Source organism: Micromonospora sp. NBC_01655 (genome assembly GCF_026339755.1).
Classification (GTDB): domain Bacteria; phylum Actinomycetota; class Actinomycetes; order Mycobacteriales; family Micromonosporaceae; genus Micromonospora.
In genome coordinates this window covers 7021564-7036405 of sequence record NZ_JAPEQF010000001.1, presented here as the reverse complement: position 1 = coordinate 7036405, position 14842 = coordinate 7021564, and the positions used below count along the sequence as shown (strand labels likewise).

General features: G+C 72.4%; 16 protein-coding genes and 1 pseudogene. 10 read left to right on the top strand and 7 right to left on the bottom strand.

Annotation, left to right across the window (positions count from 1 at the left end; genetic code table 11):
- Positions 1 to 173: 173 nt before the first annotated feature.
- Together serC and OOK41_RS31110 are read right to left on the bottom strand one after the other, a co-directional pair.
- Positions 174 to 1301 (bottom strand): phosphoserine transaminase, encoded by a 1128-nt coding sequence (gene serC / locus OOK41_RS31115; RefSeq protein WP_117668578.1) that lies wholly within the window; start codon positions 1299 to 1301, stop codon positions 174 to 176.
- Positions 1302 to 1633: 332 nt separating this feature from the next.
- The gene (locus tag OOK41_RS31110; protein ID WP_117668579.1) at positions 1634 to 2740 is read right to left on the bottom strand and encodes a citrate synthase 2; all 1107 of its coding nucleotides are present in this window, start codon (positions 2738 to 2740) and stop codon (positions 1634 to 1636) included.
- A gap of 245 nt (positions 2741 to 2985) precedes the next feature.
- On the opposite strand from OOK41_RS31110, the gene pdxH reads away from it, so the two are divergent.
- The 6 genes from pdxH to OOK41_RS31080 all read left to right on the top strand — a co-directional run bounded on the left by pdxH (position 2986) and on the right by OOK41_RS31080 (position 8227).
- On the top strand, positions 2986 to 3672 hold the full coding sequence (gene pdxH / locus OOK41_RS31105) for a pyridoxamine 5'-phosphate oxidase (protein WP_266268056.1): 687 nt from the start codon (positions 2986 to 2988) through the stop codon (positions 3670 to 3672).
- Entirely contained in the window at positions 3669 to 4964 is a 1296-nt protein-coding gene (locus tag OOK41_RS31100; protein ID WP_266267640.1) for an MFS transporter, read from the top strand. The genes pdxH and OOK41_RS31100 overlap by 4 nt, the downstream gene beginning before the upstream one ends.
- An 18-nt stretch (positions 4965 to 4982) precedes the next feature.
- The gene (locus OOK41_RS31095; protein ID WP_117668582.1) at positions 4983 to 5912 is read left to right on the top strand and encodes an aldose 1-epimerase family protein; all 930 of its coding nucleotides are present in this window, start codon (positions 4983 to 4985) and stop codon (positions 5910 to 5912) included.
- A 23-nt stretch (positions 5913 to 5935) separates the two neighbouring features.
- A complete protein-coding gene (locus OOK41_RS31090; RefSeq protein WP_266267639.1) occupies positions 5936 to 6538 on the top strand; it encodes a nitroreductase family protein in 603 nt (200 codons plus the stop codon).
- Positions 6539 to 6706: 168 nt separating this feature from the next.
- On the top strand, positions 6707 to 7012 hold the full coding sequence (locus OOK41_RS31085; protein ID WP_117668584.1) for a type II toxin-antitoxin system VapB family antitoxin: 306 nt from the start codon (positions 6707 to 6709) through the stop codon (positions 7010 to 7012).
- 45 nt (positions 7013 to 7057) lie between these two features.
- Positions 7058 to 8227: an acyl-CoA dehydrogenase family protein gene (locus tag OOK41_RS31080; RefSeq protein ID WP_266267638.1), complete on the top strand. Its 1170-nt coding sequence runs from the start codon at positions 7058 to 7060 to the stop codon at positions 8225 to 8227.
- Positions 8228 to 8361: 134 nt separating this feature from the next.
- Here the strand turns inward: OOK41_RS31080 and OOK41_RS31075 are convergent, their stop codons facing one another.
- Together OOK41_RS31075 and OOK41_RS31070 are read right to left on the bottom strand one after the other, a co-directional pair.
- The gene (locus tag OOK41_RS31075) at positions 8362 to 8943 is read right to left on the bottom strand and encodes an RICIN domain-containing protein (RefSeq protein WP_266267637.1); all 582 of its coding nucleotides are present in this window, start codon (positions 8941 to 8943) and stop codon (positions 8362 to 8364) included.
- Positions 8944 to 9244: 301 nt separating this feature from the next.
- On the bottom strand, positions 9245 to 9496 hold the full coding sequence (locus OOK41_RS31070; protein WP_266267636.1) for a flavin reductase: 252 nt from the start codon (positions 9494 to 9496) through the stop codon (positions 9245 to 9247).
- Between the two features lie 414 nt (positions 9497 to 9910).
- Here OOK41_RS31070 and OOK41_RS31065 point away from each other — a divergent pair, with 414 nt between their 5' ends.
- Together OOK41_RS31065 and OOK41_RS31060 are read left to right on the top strand one after the other, a co-directional pair.
- A complete protein-coding gene (locus OOK41_RS31065; protein WP_117668588.1) occupies positions 9911 to 10657 on the top strand; it encodes a helix-turn-helix transcriptional regulator in 747 nt (248 codons plus the stop codon).
- A complete protein-coding gene (locus OOK41_RS31060; protein WP_117668589.1) occupies positions 10645 to 10839 on the top strand; it encodes a DUF397 domain-containing protein in 195 nt (64 codons plus the stop codon). The genes OOK41_RS31065 and OOK41_RS31060 overlap by 13 nt, the downstream gene beginning before the upstream one ends.
- A 73-nt stretch (positions 10840 to 10912) precedes the next feature.
- On the opposite strand, the gene OOK41_RS31055 is transcribed toward OOK41_RS31060, so the two are convergent.
- On the bottom strand, positions 10913 to 11215 hold the full coding sequence (locus tag OOK41_RS31055; RefSeq protein ID WP_266267635.1) for a thioredoxin family protein: 303 nt from the start codon (positions 11213 to 11215) through the stop codon (positions 10913 to 10915).
- Positions 11216 to 11235: 20 nt separating this feature from the next.
- Positions 11236 to 11379, bottom strand: a pseudogene (locus OOK41_RS31050) (IS30 family transposase); the annotation flags it as partial.
- A 709-nt stretch (positions 11380 to 12088) separates the two neighbouring features.
- Here OOK41_RS31050 and OOK41_RS31045 point away from each other — a divergent pair.
- Entirely contained in the window at positions 12089 to 12775 is a 687-nt protein-coding gene (locus OOK41_RS31045) for a DUF4230 domain-containing protein (protein ID WP_266267634.1), read from the top strand.
- Positions 12776 to 12854: 79 nt separating this feature from the next.
- Here OOK41_RS31045 and OOK41_RS31040 read toward each other — a convergent pair whose 3' ends face one another.
- Complete coding sequence (locus OOK41_RS31040; RefSeq protein WP_117668591.1) at positions 12855 to 13061, bottom strand: PspC domain-containing protein; 207 nt, start codon at positions 13059 to 13061, stop codon at positions 12855 to 12857.
- Between the two features lie 402 nt (positions 13062 to 13463).
- Here OOK41_RS31040 and OOK41_RS31035 point away from each other — a divergent pair, with 402 nt between their 5' ends.
- Entirely contained in the window at positions 13464 to 14834 is a 1371-nt protein-coding gene (locus OOK41_RS31035) for an L-serine ammonia-lyase (protein WP_266267633.1), read from the top strand.
- Positions 14835 to 14842: the final 8 nt, after the last annotated feature.

The following is a 14842-nucleotide window of genomic DNA, read 5'->3' as shown; positions in this document are numbered from 1 at the left end:
CGTCCCGCTTCGCTGGCCGCACGCCACGAGTCGGCCACCCGGGCGTCTCGCACCACGGTACGCCCATCCGCCACCAGGTGGGGGATCCGACACCCGCATGTCGTGGATGAGCTGCGAAGATGATCACACTGGGTGGCCGCTGGCGTTCCGGCGACCACCCAGCGTGACGATGCCTAGAGTCGCTCGACGACGTAGTCGATCGAGGCGGTCAGCGCCTCCACGTCGGCCGGCTCGACCGCCGGGTAGAGCGCGATGCGGAGCTGGTTGCGGCCCAGCTTCCGGTACGGCTCGGTGTCGACGATCCCGTTGGCCCGCAGCGCCCTGGCGATCGCCGTCGCGTCCACCCCGTCGGCGAAGTCGACGGTGGCGACCACGTTGGAGCGCAGCGCCGGGTCGGTGACGAACGGGGTCGCCACGGCCGAGCGCTCGGCCCAGCCGTACACGATGCCGGCGCTCTCGGCCGTGCGCTTGGCCGCCCAGGCCAGCCCGCCCTGCTCGTTCATCCAGTCGGTCTGCTCGGCGGCCAGGAAGATGGTGGCCAGGGCCGGGGTGTTGTACGTCTGCTCCAGCCGCGAGTTGTCGATCGCGGTGACCAGGTCGAGGAACGCCGGAATGTACCGGCCCGACGCCTTGATCTCGCCTGCCCGCTCCAGCGCGGCCGGCGACATCAGGGCCAGCCAGAGGCCGCCGTCGGAGGCGAAGCACTTCTGCGGGGCGAAGTAGTAGACGTCGGTCTCGGTGACGTCGACGGCCAGGCCGCCGGCGGCGGAGGTGGCGTCGACCAGCAGCAGCGCACCCTCGTCGGCACCGGCCACCCGGCTGACCGGCACCGCGACGCCGGTCGACGTCTCGTTCTGCGGGAGGCCGTACGCGTCCACCCCGGCCTCGGCGACCAGCGTCGGGGCGCTGCCCGGCTCCGACTTGCGCACGGTCGGCTCGCCGAGGAACGGCGCCTGGCTGACCGACTTGGCGAACTTCGCGCCGAACTCGCCGAAGCTGGCGAACTGGGCCCGGTCCCGGATCAGGCCGAATGCCGCGACCTCCCAGAACGCCGTGGTGCCGCCGTTGCCGAGGACGACCTCGTAGCCCTCCGGCAGGGAGTAGAACTCGGCGATGCCGCGCCGCAGCCGGGCGACCTGGTCCCGGACGGTCTTCTGCCGGTGCGAGGTACCCAGGAAGCCGGTCGCCGCGTCGGCGAGGGCGGAGACGGCCGCCGGACGGACCTTGGACGGCCCGCAGCCGAACCGCCCGTCGGCGGGCTTGATGTCGTCGGGAATCCGGATGGTCGGTGCGTCAGCCACGGTTGTCGAGATCCTTCCGCATGGGCGGGGGCCGGTCTGGTGGGCGGGAGCGGACCGCCGGCCGCGTGCGCGGGCGCACGGGCGGTCGGGATCCGAGCCTGGTCCGGCGGCACTGCCGAGCCCCCATCCTCGCACCCGGGCCGCCCCGGAGACCCCGTGGTCCCGCCGCCTGGGCTGAGGCGTGTGACACATCGGCGCGGTCGACCGGCCGGCCCGCACCCGGACACGCGGAGGGGCCCCGCCGACCGGCGGGGCCCCTTCCGTGGTTGGCGCTGACGGGCTGGACGGGCGTCGCGCAACCAGGTGGTGGCGGGCGTCGGGGGACGCCCGGCTCAGACGCCGTGCGGGATGGCGTCCCAGCCCTCGACCTCCTGCGGCTTGCGGGTGCCCGGGCCGACGTAGGTGGCCGACGGGCGGACCAGCCGCTGGAGCCGCTTCTGCTCCAGGATGTGCGCGCTCCAGCCGCCCATTCGGGCGCAGGTGAACATCGAGGTGAACATGTGCGCCGGCACCTCGGCGAAGTCCAGCACCACGGCCGACCAGAACTCGACGTTGGTGGCGAGCACCCGGTCCGGGCGGCGGGCCTGGAGCTCGGCCAGGGCGGCCTTCTCCAGCGCCTCGGCGATCTCGAAGCGCGGCGCGCCCAGCTCCTTGGCGGTGCGGCGGAGCACCCGGGCGCGCGGGTCCTCGGCCCGGTAGACCCGGTGGCCGAAGCCCATCAGCCGCTCGCCCCGGTCCAGGACGCCCTTGACGTACCCCTCGGCGTCACCGCTGCGCTCGACGGCCTCCAGCATGGAGAGCACCCGGGAGGGGGCGCCGCCGTGCAGCGGGCCGGAGAGGGCGCCGATGCCGGAGGAGATGCAGGCCGCGGCGTCCGCGCCGGTGGAGGCGACGATCCGGGCGGTGAACGTGGAGGCGTTCAGGCCGTGCTCGGCGGCCGAGATGAAGTACGCGTCCACGGCCTTGACGTGCCGCGGGTCGGGCTCGCCGCGCCAGCGCTTCATGAAGCGCTCGACGATCGTCTCGGCCTTGTCGATCTCCTTCTGCGGCACGGCCGGCAGGCCCAGGCCGCGGGCGGACTGGGCGACGAAGGAGAGCGCGGTCACCGAGACCCGGGCCAGATCCTCGCGGGCCTGCTCGTCGGAGATGTCCAGTAGCTGGCTGAGCCCCCAGTACGGGGCGAGCATGGCGACGGCGGACTGCACGTCGACCCGGATGTCGCCGGAGTGCACCGGCACCGGGAACGGCTCGGCCGGCGGCAGCCCCGGCCCGAAGCGCCCGTCGACCAGCAGCGCCCAGACGTTGCCGAAGGAGACCTGGCCGATCAGATCCTCGATGTCCACGCCGCGATAGCGCAGCGAGCCCCCAGCCCTGTCCGGCTCGGCGATCTGGGTCTCGAAGGCTACGACGCCTTCCAGCCCGGGTTTGAAGTCGGCCATGTCGTTCTCTCCTGGATCTGCTCGATGCGCCCGCCCGGGCTCATCCGGCCCGGCCGGTCGAGCGCCTTAGGCGATCCTCAGGGACGTGTTCGTGACATCTTGCCTGCTGAGTAACCGACTGCGCGACCCAGTGCGACTGTGCTGCACGCCTCATCCCCGCCGGTGGACATCCGGTCGGCCTCGGTGAGACTTGGCGGTGCGGGCTGGCCTGGGGTGCGGATGCGGACGGCCCGGCGAGGGGGAGACTGACTGTGACGGGTGACACACCCGGGCCGGCGGGGATGCGTAACGAGTACGCCGCCGACCTGGGCCTTTCCGAGGCGGACCTGGCGGCCGACTGGCACAGCCAGTTCGCCCGCTGGTTCGCCGACGCGGTGGCCGCCCGGCTGCCCGAGCCGAACGCCATGGTGCTCGGCACCGCCGACGCCGCGGGCCGGCCCAGCGGGCGCACCGTCCTGCTCAAGCGGTACGACGCGGCGGGCTTCGTCCTCTTCACCAACCACGGCTCCCGCAAGGGCGTCGAGGCGCTGGCCAACCCGTATGCCAGCCTGGTCTTCCCGTGGTTCGGGATGCAGCGGCAGGTGGTGGTCGCCGGGCAGATCGAGCCGGTGGACCGGGCCGAGACCGAGGCGTACTTCGCCAGCCGGCCGCGCGGCTCCCAGCTCGGCGCCTGGGCCAGCGCCCAGTCCCGGCTGATCCCCAACCGGGCCGCGCTGGACGCCGGCCACCGGGCGGCGGCCGAGCGCTTCGCTGGGGTGGAGCCGATCCCCACTCCGCCGTACTGGGGCGGGCTGCGGGTGCGCCCGACGACGGTCGAGTTCTGGCAGGGCCGGTCCAGCCGGCTGCACGACCGGCTGCGGTTCCGCCGCACCGGACCCGCCCCGGGGACGGCCGGCGACGGGGGCTGGGTGGTGGAGCGGCTGGCCCCGTGACCGCCGTCAAGGAGACCCGGCCGCGCGGGGCGCGCCGCTGGGCGATCGACCTGCGGCCCCTCGGCGTGCCCGCGTACCGGCGGGTGTGGCTCGGCAACGGCGTGGCCATGTTCGGCTTCCAGTTCACCGCGGTCGCGGTTCCGGTGGAGATGTACGCGCTGACCGGCGGCTCGTTCTGGGTCGGCCTGCTCGGCATCGCCGGGTTCCTGCCGCTGCTGGTCTTCGGGCTGTGGGGCGGGGCGGTCGCCGACGTCCTGGACCGCCGCCGGGTGCTGCTCGTCGGCGGGGCGCTGCTCTGGGCGTCGACGCTCGCGCTGCTGGTCCAGGCCCTGCTGCGGGTGGGCAGCCCGGTGCTGCTGCTGGCCCTGGTGGCGGTGCAGTCCACCGCGTTCGCGGTCACCTCGCCGACCCGCAGCGCGATCCTGCCCCGGCTGGTGCCGACGGAGCTGGTGGCGGCGGCCAGCACGCTCAACTTCACCACCCACACCGCCACCTCGGTCTTCGGGCCGCTGGCCGCCGGCCTGATCTTCGCCGCCGGGGGCACCGGCCTCGGCCTGCCGGTGGCGTACGCGGTGGACGCCCTGCTCTTCACCGTCTCGCTGTGGGCCACCTTCCGGCTGCCGGCGCTGCCCCCGGAGCCCGACCCGGACGGCTCCGCCGCGCCGCGCCGGGCGGGGCTGGCCAGCATCGTGGACGGCTTCCGCTACCTGGCCGCGACCCCGGTGCTGCTGCTCTCCTTCGTCATCGACCTGATCGCGATGGTGCTGGCGATGCCCCGGGCGCTCTTCCCCCAGGTGGCCCAGGAACGGTTCGGCGGCGGCGCGGCGGTCGGCTGGCTCTACAGCGCGATCGCCATCGGCTCGATGCTCGGCGGGCTGACCTCCGGCTGGATCGGCCGGCTCCGCCGGCAGGGGCTGGCGCTGGTCCTCGCCGTGGTCGGCTGGGGGGTGGCCATCGCCGCCGCCGGGCTGGCCCGCCAGCTCTGGCTGGTGGTCGGGCTGCTCGCCCTGGCCGGCGCGGCCGACCTGATCAGCGCGGTGCTGCGGCAGACGATGCTGCTGGTGCACGCGCCGGACCGGATGCGCGGCCGGCTCCAGGGCGTGAACACGGTGGTCGTCGCGGGCGGGCCCCGCCTCGGCGACCTGCGCGCGGGGGCGACGGCCGCCGGGTTCGGCACCGGCGTCGCCTGGGTCGGCGGCGGCCTGGCCGCGGCGGCGCTGGCGGTGCTGCTGGTGGCGGTCTTCCCGGCCCTGCTCCGCTACCGGGCCGCCACACCGCGTACGCAGGAGTGAACGACTAAGGTCACCGGCATGCAGAACGCCGCGACCCCCCCGCCGTCAGGCGCACAGTGGACCATTTCCGCCGCCGGCCACGAGGCCGTCATCGTGGAGGTGGGCGGTGGCCTGCGGACCTATCGGCACGACGGGGTCGACTACCTCGACGGGTACGCCCTCGACGAGGTCTGCCCCGGCGGGGCCGGGCAGGTGCTGGCCCCGTGGCCGAACCGGATCCGCGACGGGCAGTACTCCTTCGGGGAGCGGTCCCTGCAGCTCACGCTGACCGAGCCGACCCGGCACAACGCCATCCACGGCCTGGTCAACTGGGTGCGGTGGCACCTGGTCGCGCAGGCCGACGACGCGGTGACGGTCGGCTACGACCTGCCGCCGCAACCCGGCTACCCGTGGGGGCTGCGGTTGCGCACCCGGTACGCCGTGGGCCCGGATGGCCTGCTCGTCGAGCACGAGGTGACCAACGTCGGCGACGGGCCCTGCCCGTTCGGCTTCTCGACGCACCCTTACCTGCGGCTGCCCGGGGTGGCGGTCGACGACATCTCGCTCAGGGTGCCCGGACGGACCCGGGTGCTGCTGGACGGGCGGCTGTTGCCGGTCGGGGCGACGCCGGTCGCCGGCACCGAGTACGACTACACCAGCCCGCGGCGGATCGGCGAGGCGGTGCTCGACGCGACGTTCGGCGAGGTGGTCCGGGACGCCGACGGCGGCTCCTCGGTGACCCTGGCCGCCCCGGACGACGCCGCCACGGTGCGGATCTGGGCGGACCGGGAGTTCGGCTGGTGGCAGGTCTTCACCGGGGACACCCTCAGCGGGGAGCGGCACCGGCGCTCGGTGGCCGTCGAGCCGATGACCTGCCCGCCGGACGCGTTCCGCTCGGGCAAGGACGTGATCACGCTGGAGCCGGGGGACACCTGGCGGGGCGCCTGGGGCATCCGCCCCGGGGCCTGACCGGCCGGGCGCGAGGGAGCGGCATGGAGTTCGCCGAGGTCGTCCGGCGGCGCCGGATGGTGCGCAACTACGACCCGGACCGCCCGGTCCCGCCCGAGGTGGTGGAGCGGCTGCTCGACCACGCGGTCCGGGCCCCGTCGGCCGGGTTCGCCCAGGGCTGGGGGTTCCTGGTGCTGGAGACGCCGGAGGACCGGGACCGGTTCTGGGCGGCGACCACCCCGGACGGCGGCGGGCGGGAACGGTGGCTGGCCGGGATGCGGCGGGCGCCGCTGATCGTCGTGCCGCACGCCAACCGTTCGGCCTATCTGGAGCGGTACGCCGAGCCGGACAAGGGGTGGGCGGACCGGTCGACCGAGCGGTGGCCGGTGCCGTACTGGCACGTCGACGCCGGCTTCGCCGCCCTGCTGATGCTGCTCACCGCGGTGGACGAGGGGTTGGGCGCGTGCTTCTTCGGCATCTCGCCGCAGCGCACCGCCGCGTACCGGCAGGCGTTCGGGGTGCCGGAGGAGTACCAGCCGATCGGGGCGCTCACCGTCGGCTATCGGGCGCCGGACCACCGGTCGCCGTCCCTGCGCCGGGGACGTCGCCCGGTCGACGAGGTGGTCCGCCGGGGCCGCTGGAGCTGACCGGTCCGCCGGGTCCGGCGGCGGCGAATGCGACATGAGGGAGTAAAACGCGGTGTGCATCGGGCGGCTACGCTGGCACGGTCATCGGTGCCGCGTCGCGCGGCGCCACACCGTGATGCGACCCCGTGCGGGTGGGTCGGCCCGGTCAGGGGAGGAGAGCGTGCCGTCGTGATCTTCAGAGCGGTCCGGGACGGGCGTCCCTACCCGGAGCACAATCTGACGCTCAAGCAGTGGGCGGAGATCCCGCCGCGTCCGCTGCGACTGGACCAGTTGATCACCACCAAGCGTGAGCTGGCGCTGGACAAGCTGCTCGCCGAGGACTCGACCTTCTACGGCGACCTGTTCCCGCACGTGGTGCAGTGGAACGGCGGGCTGTACCTGGAGGACGGGCTGCACCGCGCGTTGCGCGCCGCCCTCCAGCAGCGCAACCAGATCCACGCCCGGGTGCTGGTGCTCTCCGGCCAGGCCGACTGACGGGCGTCGGCGACGCGCGCCTGAGGGGTCGTTAGGGTGGCAGCCATGAGCCCCGTCTCGCCGTTCGACCTGCTGGACCTGGACTCCCTCCTCGACGACGAGGAGCGGCAGATCCGGGCCGTCGTGCGCCGGCTCGTCGACGACCGGGTCCGCCCGCAGGTCGCCGACTGGTACGAACAGGGCCACGTGCCGGTCCGGGAACTGGCCCGCGAGTTCGGCAGGCTCGGCCTGCTCGGCATGCACCTGACCGGGTACGGCTGCGCCGGCTCGTCGGCCGTCGCGTACGGGCTGGCCTGCCTGGAACTGGAGGCCGGCGACTCCGGCGTCCGGTCGCTGGTCTCCGTGCAGGGCTCGCTGGCCATGTACGCGATCTGGCGCTACGGCAGCGACGAGCAGAAGCGGCGCTGGCTGCCGGCGATGGCCGCGGGCGAGGCGATCGGGTGTTTCGGGCTGACCGAGCCCGACCACGGCTCCGACCCGGCGTCGATGGCCACCCGGGCCCGCCGCGACGGCGACGACTGGGTGCTGCACGGCGGCAAGATGTGGATCACCAACGCGCCGGTCGCCGACGTCGCGGTGATCTGGGCCCGCGCGGACGAGGGAGTGCGCGGTTTCGCCGTACCGATGGACATGCCCGGGGTGTCGGTGCGCGAGATCCGGCGCAAGATGTCGCTGCGCGCCTCCGTGACCGGCGAGATCGCCCTGGCCGACGTCCGGCTCCCGGCGGACGCCCTGCTGCCCGGGGCCGCCGGGCTCAAGGCCCCGCTGAGCTGCCTCACCGAGGCCCGGCACGGCATCGTCTGGGGCGCGCTCGGCGCGGCCCGCGACTGCCTGGAGACGGCCCTGTCGTACGCGACCACCCGCACCCAGTTCGGCCGGCCGCTGGCCGGGTTCCAGCTCACCCAGGCCAAGCTCGCCGACATGGCGGTCGAGTGGCAGAAGGGTGTCCTGCTGGCGCTGCACCTGGGGCGGCTCGCCGACGCCGGGAGGCTGCGCCCCGAGCAGGTCAGCGTGGGGAAGCTGAACAACGTCCGGGAGGCGCTGGCCATCGCCCGGCAGTGCCGCACCATCCTCGGCGCGAACGGGGTCTCCGGCGAGTACCCGGTCATGCGGCACGCGAACAATCTGGAGAGCGTGCTCACCTACGAGGGCACCTCGGAGATCCACCAGCTCGTCATCGGGCAGCGGCTCACCGGGCTCTCCGCGTTCGCCTGACCGCCGCGCCCGTCGCCCGGCCGGCGCACCTGCGGTGCGCGTACCGCGGCGGACGAGTGACCGGGCCTGTTCCGCGCGGACTGCCCCGACCCACTGTCGCACGGCCGAGGCAGTCGGAGGAATGGTCGGCCGCCCTACGGGAAGGCGAGGTACCAGCGCTCGTTGTGGGGGGGCGTGGTGTTGCAGGGGAATTGCAGCATTTCGGCATTGTTCGACGTGCTGGCACCGGTGATGGTGAGGCAGAGTCCGCTGTGGACGTTGCGGATTTGGTATTCCCGGTTTCCGGTTACGTCCACGAACGTCCATCGGCGTGCCGGGTTCGTGTCACAGTTGTATTGCACGATCTTCAGGTCGACTGCGGTGCCGCCCCCCTCGGGGGTCAGGCACTTTCCGCCGAGCACGTTGATGATCTGGTAGACGCTCGTGCCGGTCACGTCCACGAGCACCCAGCGGCGTGACAGGTCGGCGTCACAGTTGTACTGCACCAGGATGGCGTTGTTGGACGTGACGCCGCCGGCCGGGGTCAGGCACTTCGCGCTGTGCGAGCTGATCAGGAAGTACGGGCCGATCGGGCTGGTCGACTGGCTGGAGACATCGCTTCTCGGGACGGGTACGGCACCGGCGGGCTGAGACGGTCTCGCCATCGCGGGTGGGGCGAGGGCGGCCACCATGATGGCGACCAGTGCGGTGGATATCTTGACGACGGAACGGATCATTCTCTCTCCCTACGGGTGTGTGGCGGAGATGCTGGACGAAGGGAGTGTGACATGCGTCGATATTTGGAGTCGTGGGCTGTCGTGAAGACGACTCCGCGAAGAATGGGAAGCGGTTCTTGACCGCCACCCGGCTACTACGACGCAAGAGCCGAAGGCAAACGCGCAATGTGCCCTCAGCTTCCTCGCCCGACGCCGCTACGACGTCCTTGTGCCATGCCCCGCGACAAGAACCCCTGCCATCCCCACGCCCAACCGCGCCCGTCCCCGCCTGGCGAACCCATAGGGACACCCCCGGGCGGCGTCACCCCCGAGCGCGCGCCCAGGACAGGAACCGGTCGGTAAGGTCGATGGGCGGCGCGCCGGGCGTCAACGCCGCGAGCTGGGTGGCGGCCTCCACCTTCAGGGTGGCCAGGTAGATCAGCAGGGCCGTGCGGTTGCCCCGGTACTCGGTCAGCAGCGACAGCCGCGCCATGCCGCAGGGCCACGGGTGGCCGCAGACCCGGCACAGCCAGATCGGGCGGACCGGCAGGTGCGGGCGGGCGGCGCGGGACATCAGCGCGGGCCCCGGTGCGGAGGAATCATCGGGCCGATCAGTGGCGGGTCGTACGGGACCGGGTCCCGGGGTGGCGGGGCCGGCCTCGGCGCGGGCTTCGGATCGGCCGGCGTGGGCTCCGGCTCCGCCGCCCGGTGCGCCCGGCAGACCTGGCACACGCAGTGCCGGCCGCGCCGGGACCGGTGCCGTTTTCCTGGGTACGACATGACTTCGCCTCTCCGTCGAGATTGGAGAGGGGGCCGCCCGCTCGCCACGCGCAGGGAGGGACCGGGCGGCCCCCTCGACGAACGCGCCCGCCGGGGTCACCCCTCCACCGATCGCTCGTCCCACCATTACCCTGCTGACTGTTGCGGACCGAACACACTGCGTTGCACTATGACCTCCGGACGTTCGGAACGTTAGGGAGAACAAGGGATGAATGGGGCCGTGAAGGCCGCGATGGCGGAGACGGGCCACACGGCCGACAGCCTCGCGGCCGAGATAGGCGTGGACCCGAAGACCGCAGCCAAGTGGGCGAGCCACGGACGGATTCCGCAGACGAGACATCGCGCCAAGGTCGCGCAACTTCTCGGCAAGGACGTATTGGAGCTGTGGCCGGACGTAATGCGACGGAAGGAACCGGCATGGTTCCGCCCGTGGACCGACATCGAACGCGAGGCGGTCGGCCTGCGCTGGTATGAATCTGCCGTTCTTCCAGGGCTTCTCCAGACGGAGGCATACGCCCGGGGCGTCCTCGCGAGTGGTCCACTCGTGGCTGATGTGGACGACCACGTCGAGTCCCGCCTCCGGCGGCAGGCTGTGGTGTTCGACCGGCCGCGTCCCCCGCTGGCGATCTTCGTGATCGACGAGGCGGCGCTTCTACGTGGTCACCCCGACGTGATGGACGCACAACTCGACCACCTCGTGACCATGGCACAGCGGCCCAACGTCATGGTGCACGTGCTACCGCTGCGCGCTGGCCTACACCCGGGCCAAGCTGGGCCGTTCATCATCGCGAGCACCCCGGACGGAGAGGATGTCGGCTACCTCGATGACCAGGCCGCGGGCCGCGTCACGAATGACATTGCTCCACTCTGGGCGGTTTGGGATACCGTCAGATCGGTCTCGTTGCCGCGAGACCAGACCATCGACCTGCTGAGGGCGAGAGCATGGATGACCTGACCGGCGCGCGGTGGCGGAAGTCCACCCGTAGCAGCTCCAACGGCGGCGCGTGTGTGGAGGTCGCCGACAACCTTCCCGGCGTCGTCGGCGTACGGGACTCGAAGGATGTGACTGGCCCGGCTCTCACGTTCGTGCCGGTCGCGTGGCGCGCGTTCGTCGCACACGTCGCCAATCGGGCCTGACCCGTCGCAGGCACGAAGCGCCCGTCCCTGGGTGGATTCCGAGGGTCGTCGCAACACCTGTCTGTTGTGGGATCTACTGAGTGAGGGCTTGGACGAGCTGGTCGAGGGTGGGCGAACCCGCGAGACCTTCTGGTGTGCTGTAGACCCGGCAGCTCAGGGAGCCGACGTCGTCTGCCGTGGGGAAGGGGTCGCGGCCGTTGATGCGGATTGTGGGTGACCCGGGGAACCCCAGTTTCCGAGCCTGCTCGTCCGTCTCGACGGGGCGGAGACCCACTTGCAGGTCGAGGCGGCCCACGACCGTGAGGGCTTCCCTGAGGCGTTCTTGTGCGAGGTGCCAGTTCGGGCAGCCGGCAAAGTAGAACAGCTCGATGTTCACACGCTCATGATGCCTCGGTCTCAGGCGGGGGCTTCGAGAAGGCGAGATGGCCGCTGCGCTGGGGTCTCCCAGCCCAGGGTTTTGCGTGGTCTGCTGTTGAGTTCGGCGGCGACGGCGTCCAGGTCGTCGCGCGTGTATCGGCAGGCTTGCCCCTCTGGGAAGTACGGCCCTCGCCGAGCTGGGCAATTGCGCGGGAAGCAGCCGGCCGGCACAGGCAACAAGGACCGCGACACCCGATGACCCCGCCTGCGCGGGGAGCAGAAGCCCTCCGGCCGGGGCGAGATCCAACCAGGATTACCCCCACCGCAAGCGCGGGGGAGCAGTTCTGCACCCCCGGCCACCGAGCCGCCACCACCGGATCACCCCCGCGTGCGCGGGGAGCAGGGGCCGGCCGGGACGGCGCAGACGCGTGAGCGGGGATCACCCCCGCGTGCGCGGGGAGCAGCCACCGTCCCCACCACGAGAGGAGGAAGCCGTGGGATCACCCCCGCGTGCGCGGGGAGCAGACTTCTTGAGCTGGGGCGTTATAGATCAACTCCCCGGTTTTTCTTCACTTTGCCGCGCAAGATCGTCTCCTGGGTGGCGATGTGCTGAGCGTTTCGCGAGCCGGACACAGCGTAGGCCGGGATCGGGGCCGGCGGGTAGCTGTGTCCGCCGTCGGGACAGGTCCCCAGTCTCCGCCGCCGTGCTCCGGCTGGCCCACCTCGTCGCCGGGGCTGCTGGTGACCTGGTACGACGACCCAGGCCCGGCATGGCGGGGAGAGGTCCGTCCGAAACGCGATACGTGCAGACCGGCGGCTCGCCTCGCGGGTGTCGCACGAGAGCCGTACCGTCATCGGCAGACGATGTGTCCGATCGAGGATGGTGAGCGTGATGTCCCCTGACGGTGAGGTCGACCGGCCCGCCCCGCGGGGCCCCTCCGGGCCCGCCCGGGGGTTGCTCGTGGTGCTCGGCGCCGCGGCGCTGGCCGTGGTGGTGCTGCTCGGCACGCAGGTGGCCGGGGTCTTTCCGGACTTCCGCAACCCCTTCGCCAAGGAACAGACCGACCGCAGTCAGCCCCCGCTGCTGAAGTCGATCCAGGATCTCAGCCGCTACGTCGCGGCCGAGGGCAACTTCCAGGTCGTTGTCGATCTCCAGAACGACCGGAACAACGTCCCGGAGTTCCTGCTCAACGAGCGCACCCTCTTCGTGGGGGCGGGCAGCGTCGAGGCATACGTCGACTTCGGCAAGATCGCCGAGGGTGCGGTCGTCGTGTCGGCCGACGGGAAGTCCGTCGAGGTCAAGCTCCCCGCGCCGCAGCTCGCCCAGACCAACCTGGACATGGAGAAGAGCTACGTCGTCGCGCAGCAGCGGGGGCTGCTCAACCGGCTCAACGACCTGGTCAAGGGCGACCCGAACCGTCAGCAGCAGGTGTACAGGCTGGCCGAGGACCGGATCACCGCCGCCGCCCGGGACAGCGGCCTGACCGCCCGCGCCGAGGAGAACACCCGCAAGATGCTGGAGGGCCTGCTCCGCTCCCTCGGGTACGAGAAGGTGACCGTCACCTACACCGCGCCCTGACGGTCCCCCTCCCCGTCAGCGACGAAGCGCCCGCCCCGGCCGTCCGGGGCGGGCGCTTCCGCGCATGGTGGGTGGCGGGTCAGTAGCGGGCGGCGGCGTAGCGGTCCTCGTTCGGCATGAGCACCCACAGCACCAGGTAGACGATCACCTGGGTGCCGGGCAGCAGCAGCGACAGCAGGAACAGCAGCCGGACCAGGTTGGCGGAGGTGTTGAACCGGTTCGCCAGGCCGACGCAGACCCCGGCGAGCATGCGCCCCTCGCGGGGCCGGACCAGTTTGCGACTCATCGTCGTACTCCCACTCTGCGGCGTGCCTGCCGCCTCTGCAATCCACGGTAGGAACGGACGACCACCCCGCCCTCCGTCCCGAGGGGGATCCCGCGACTTCTGTCCCGTAGGTGCTTACCCGGGCGGCCCCGCCGCGACGCCACCCCGCCCGCCCACGCCGGACCGCGCTAATTCAGAGAAAGAGTGGCCTCGCGGTGGCGCGGACACCACTAATTCCGTGAATTTGGCGCGGCTCTTGGCGCGGCGGTGGGGCGGGGTGCGGGGAATGGAGGGGGGTTGACCTGGGCGGGTAGGCTCGCCGGTCGGGCCGTCCGTATCCGGGCGGTGGTGGTCGCCCGCCCCGACCGGGAAGGCACGACCGGGCCGGGCCCGTGCGGCGGGCACAAGGGCGAGGAAGTGCACATGATCAGCGTTTTCGACCTCTTCAGCGTGGGCATCGGGCCTTCCAGCTCGCACACCGTGGGTCCGATGCGCGCCGCCCGGACGTTCGTCGCCGGGCTCAAGGCCGACGGGCTGCTCTCCGCGACGGCCCGGGTGCGGGCCGAGCTGTTCGGCTCGCTCGGTGCCACCGGCCACGGCCACGGCAGCGACCGGGCGGTGCTGCTCGGGTTGGCGGGGGAGGCCCCGGAGGCGGTCGACACGGACACCGTCGGGCCCCGGGTGGCGCGGATCCGGGCCGAGCGGCGGCTGGGCCTGCTCGGCGTCCAGGAGATCGACTTCGACCCGGACCGGGATCTGGTGCTGCACCGACGCCGGTCGCTGCCGTACCACCCGAACGGGATGACCTTCGTCGCGTACGACGCCGCCGGGGCGGAGCTGCGGGAGCGGACGTACTACTCGGTCGGCGGCGGGTTCGTGGTCGACGAGGCGGCGGCCGGGGCGGACCGGATCGTGCCCGACACCACCCGGGTCCGGTACCCGTTCCTCACCGGGGCGGAGCTGCTGACGGTCAGCGCCGGCAACGGGCTGTCGATCAGCGAGGTGATGCTCGCCAACGAGCGGTCCTGGCGCACCGAGGGCGAGGTGCGGGCGGGGCTGCTGGAGATCTGGCGGGTGATGCGGGAGTGCGTCGAGCGGGGCTGCGAGCGCGACGGCGTGCTGCCGGGCGGGCTGAAGGTGCGGCGGCGCGCGGCGGAGCTGCGGCGCAGCCTGGAGGCGGACACCGGGGCCGCCGACCCGCTGCGGGCGCTGGACTGGGTGACGCTGTTCGCGCTCGCGGTCAACGAGGAGAACGCGGCCGGCGGCCGGGTGGTCACCGCCCCGACCAACGGCGCGGCCGGGATCATCCCGGCGGTGCTGCACTACTACACCCGGTTCGTGCCGGGGGCGTCCGACGAGGGCGTGGTCCGGTTCCTGCTGGCGGCCGGGGCGATCGGCGTGCTGTTCAAGGAGAACGCCTCGATCTCCGGGGCCGAGGTGGGCTGCCAGGGCGAGGTCGGCTCGGCCTGCTCGATGGCCGCGGCCGGGCTCGCCGAGGCTCTCGGCGGCACTCCGGAGCAGGTGGAGAACGCGGCCGAGATCGGCATGGAGCACAATCTCGGCCTCACCTGTGACCCGGTCGGTGGCCTGGTGCAGATCCCGTGCATCGAGCGGAACGCGGTGGCTAGCATCAAGGCGATCACTGCCGCCCGGCTCGCGTTGCGCGGCGACGGGGTGCACCACGTCTCGCTGGACAAGGTGATCAAGACGATGCGCGAGACCGGCGCCGACATGAAGGTCAAGTACAAGGAGACGGCGCGGGGCGGCCTGGCCGTCAACGTGATCGAGTGCTGATCCGGCGA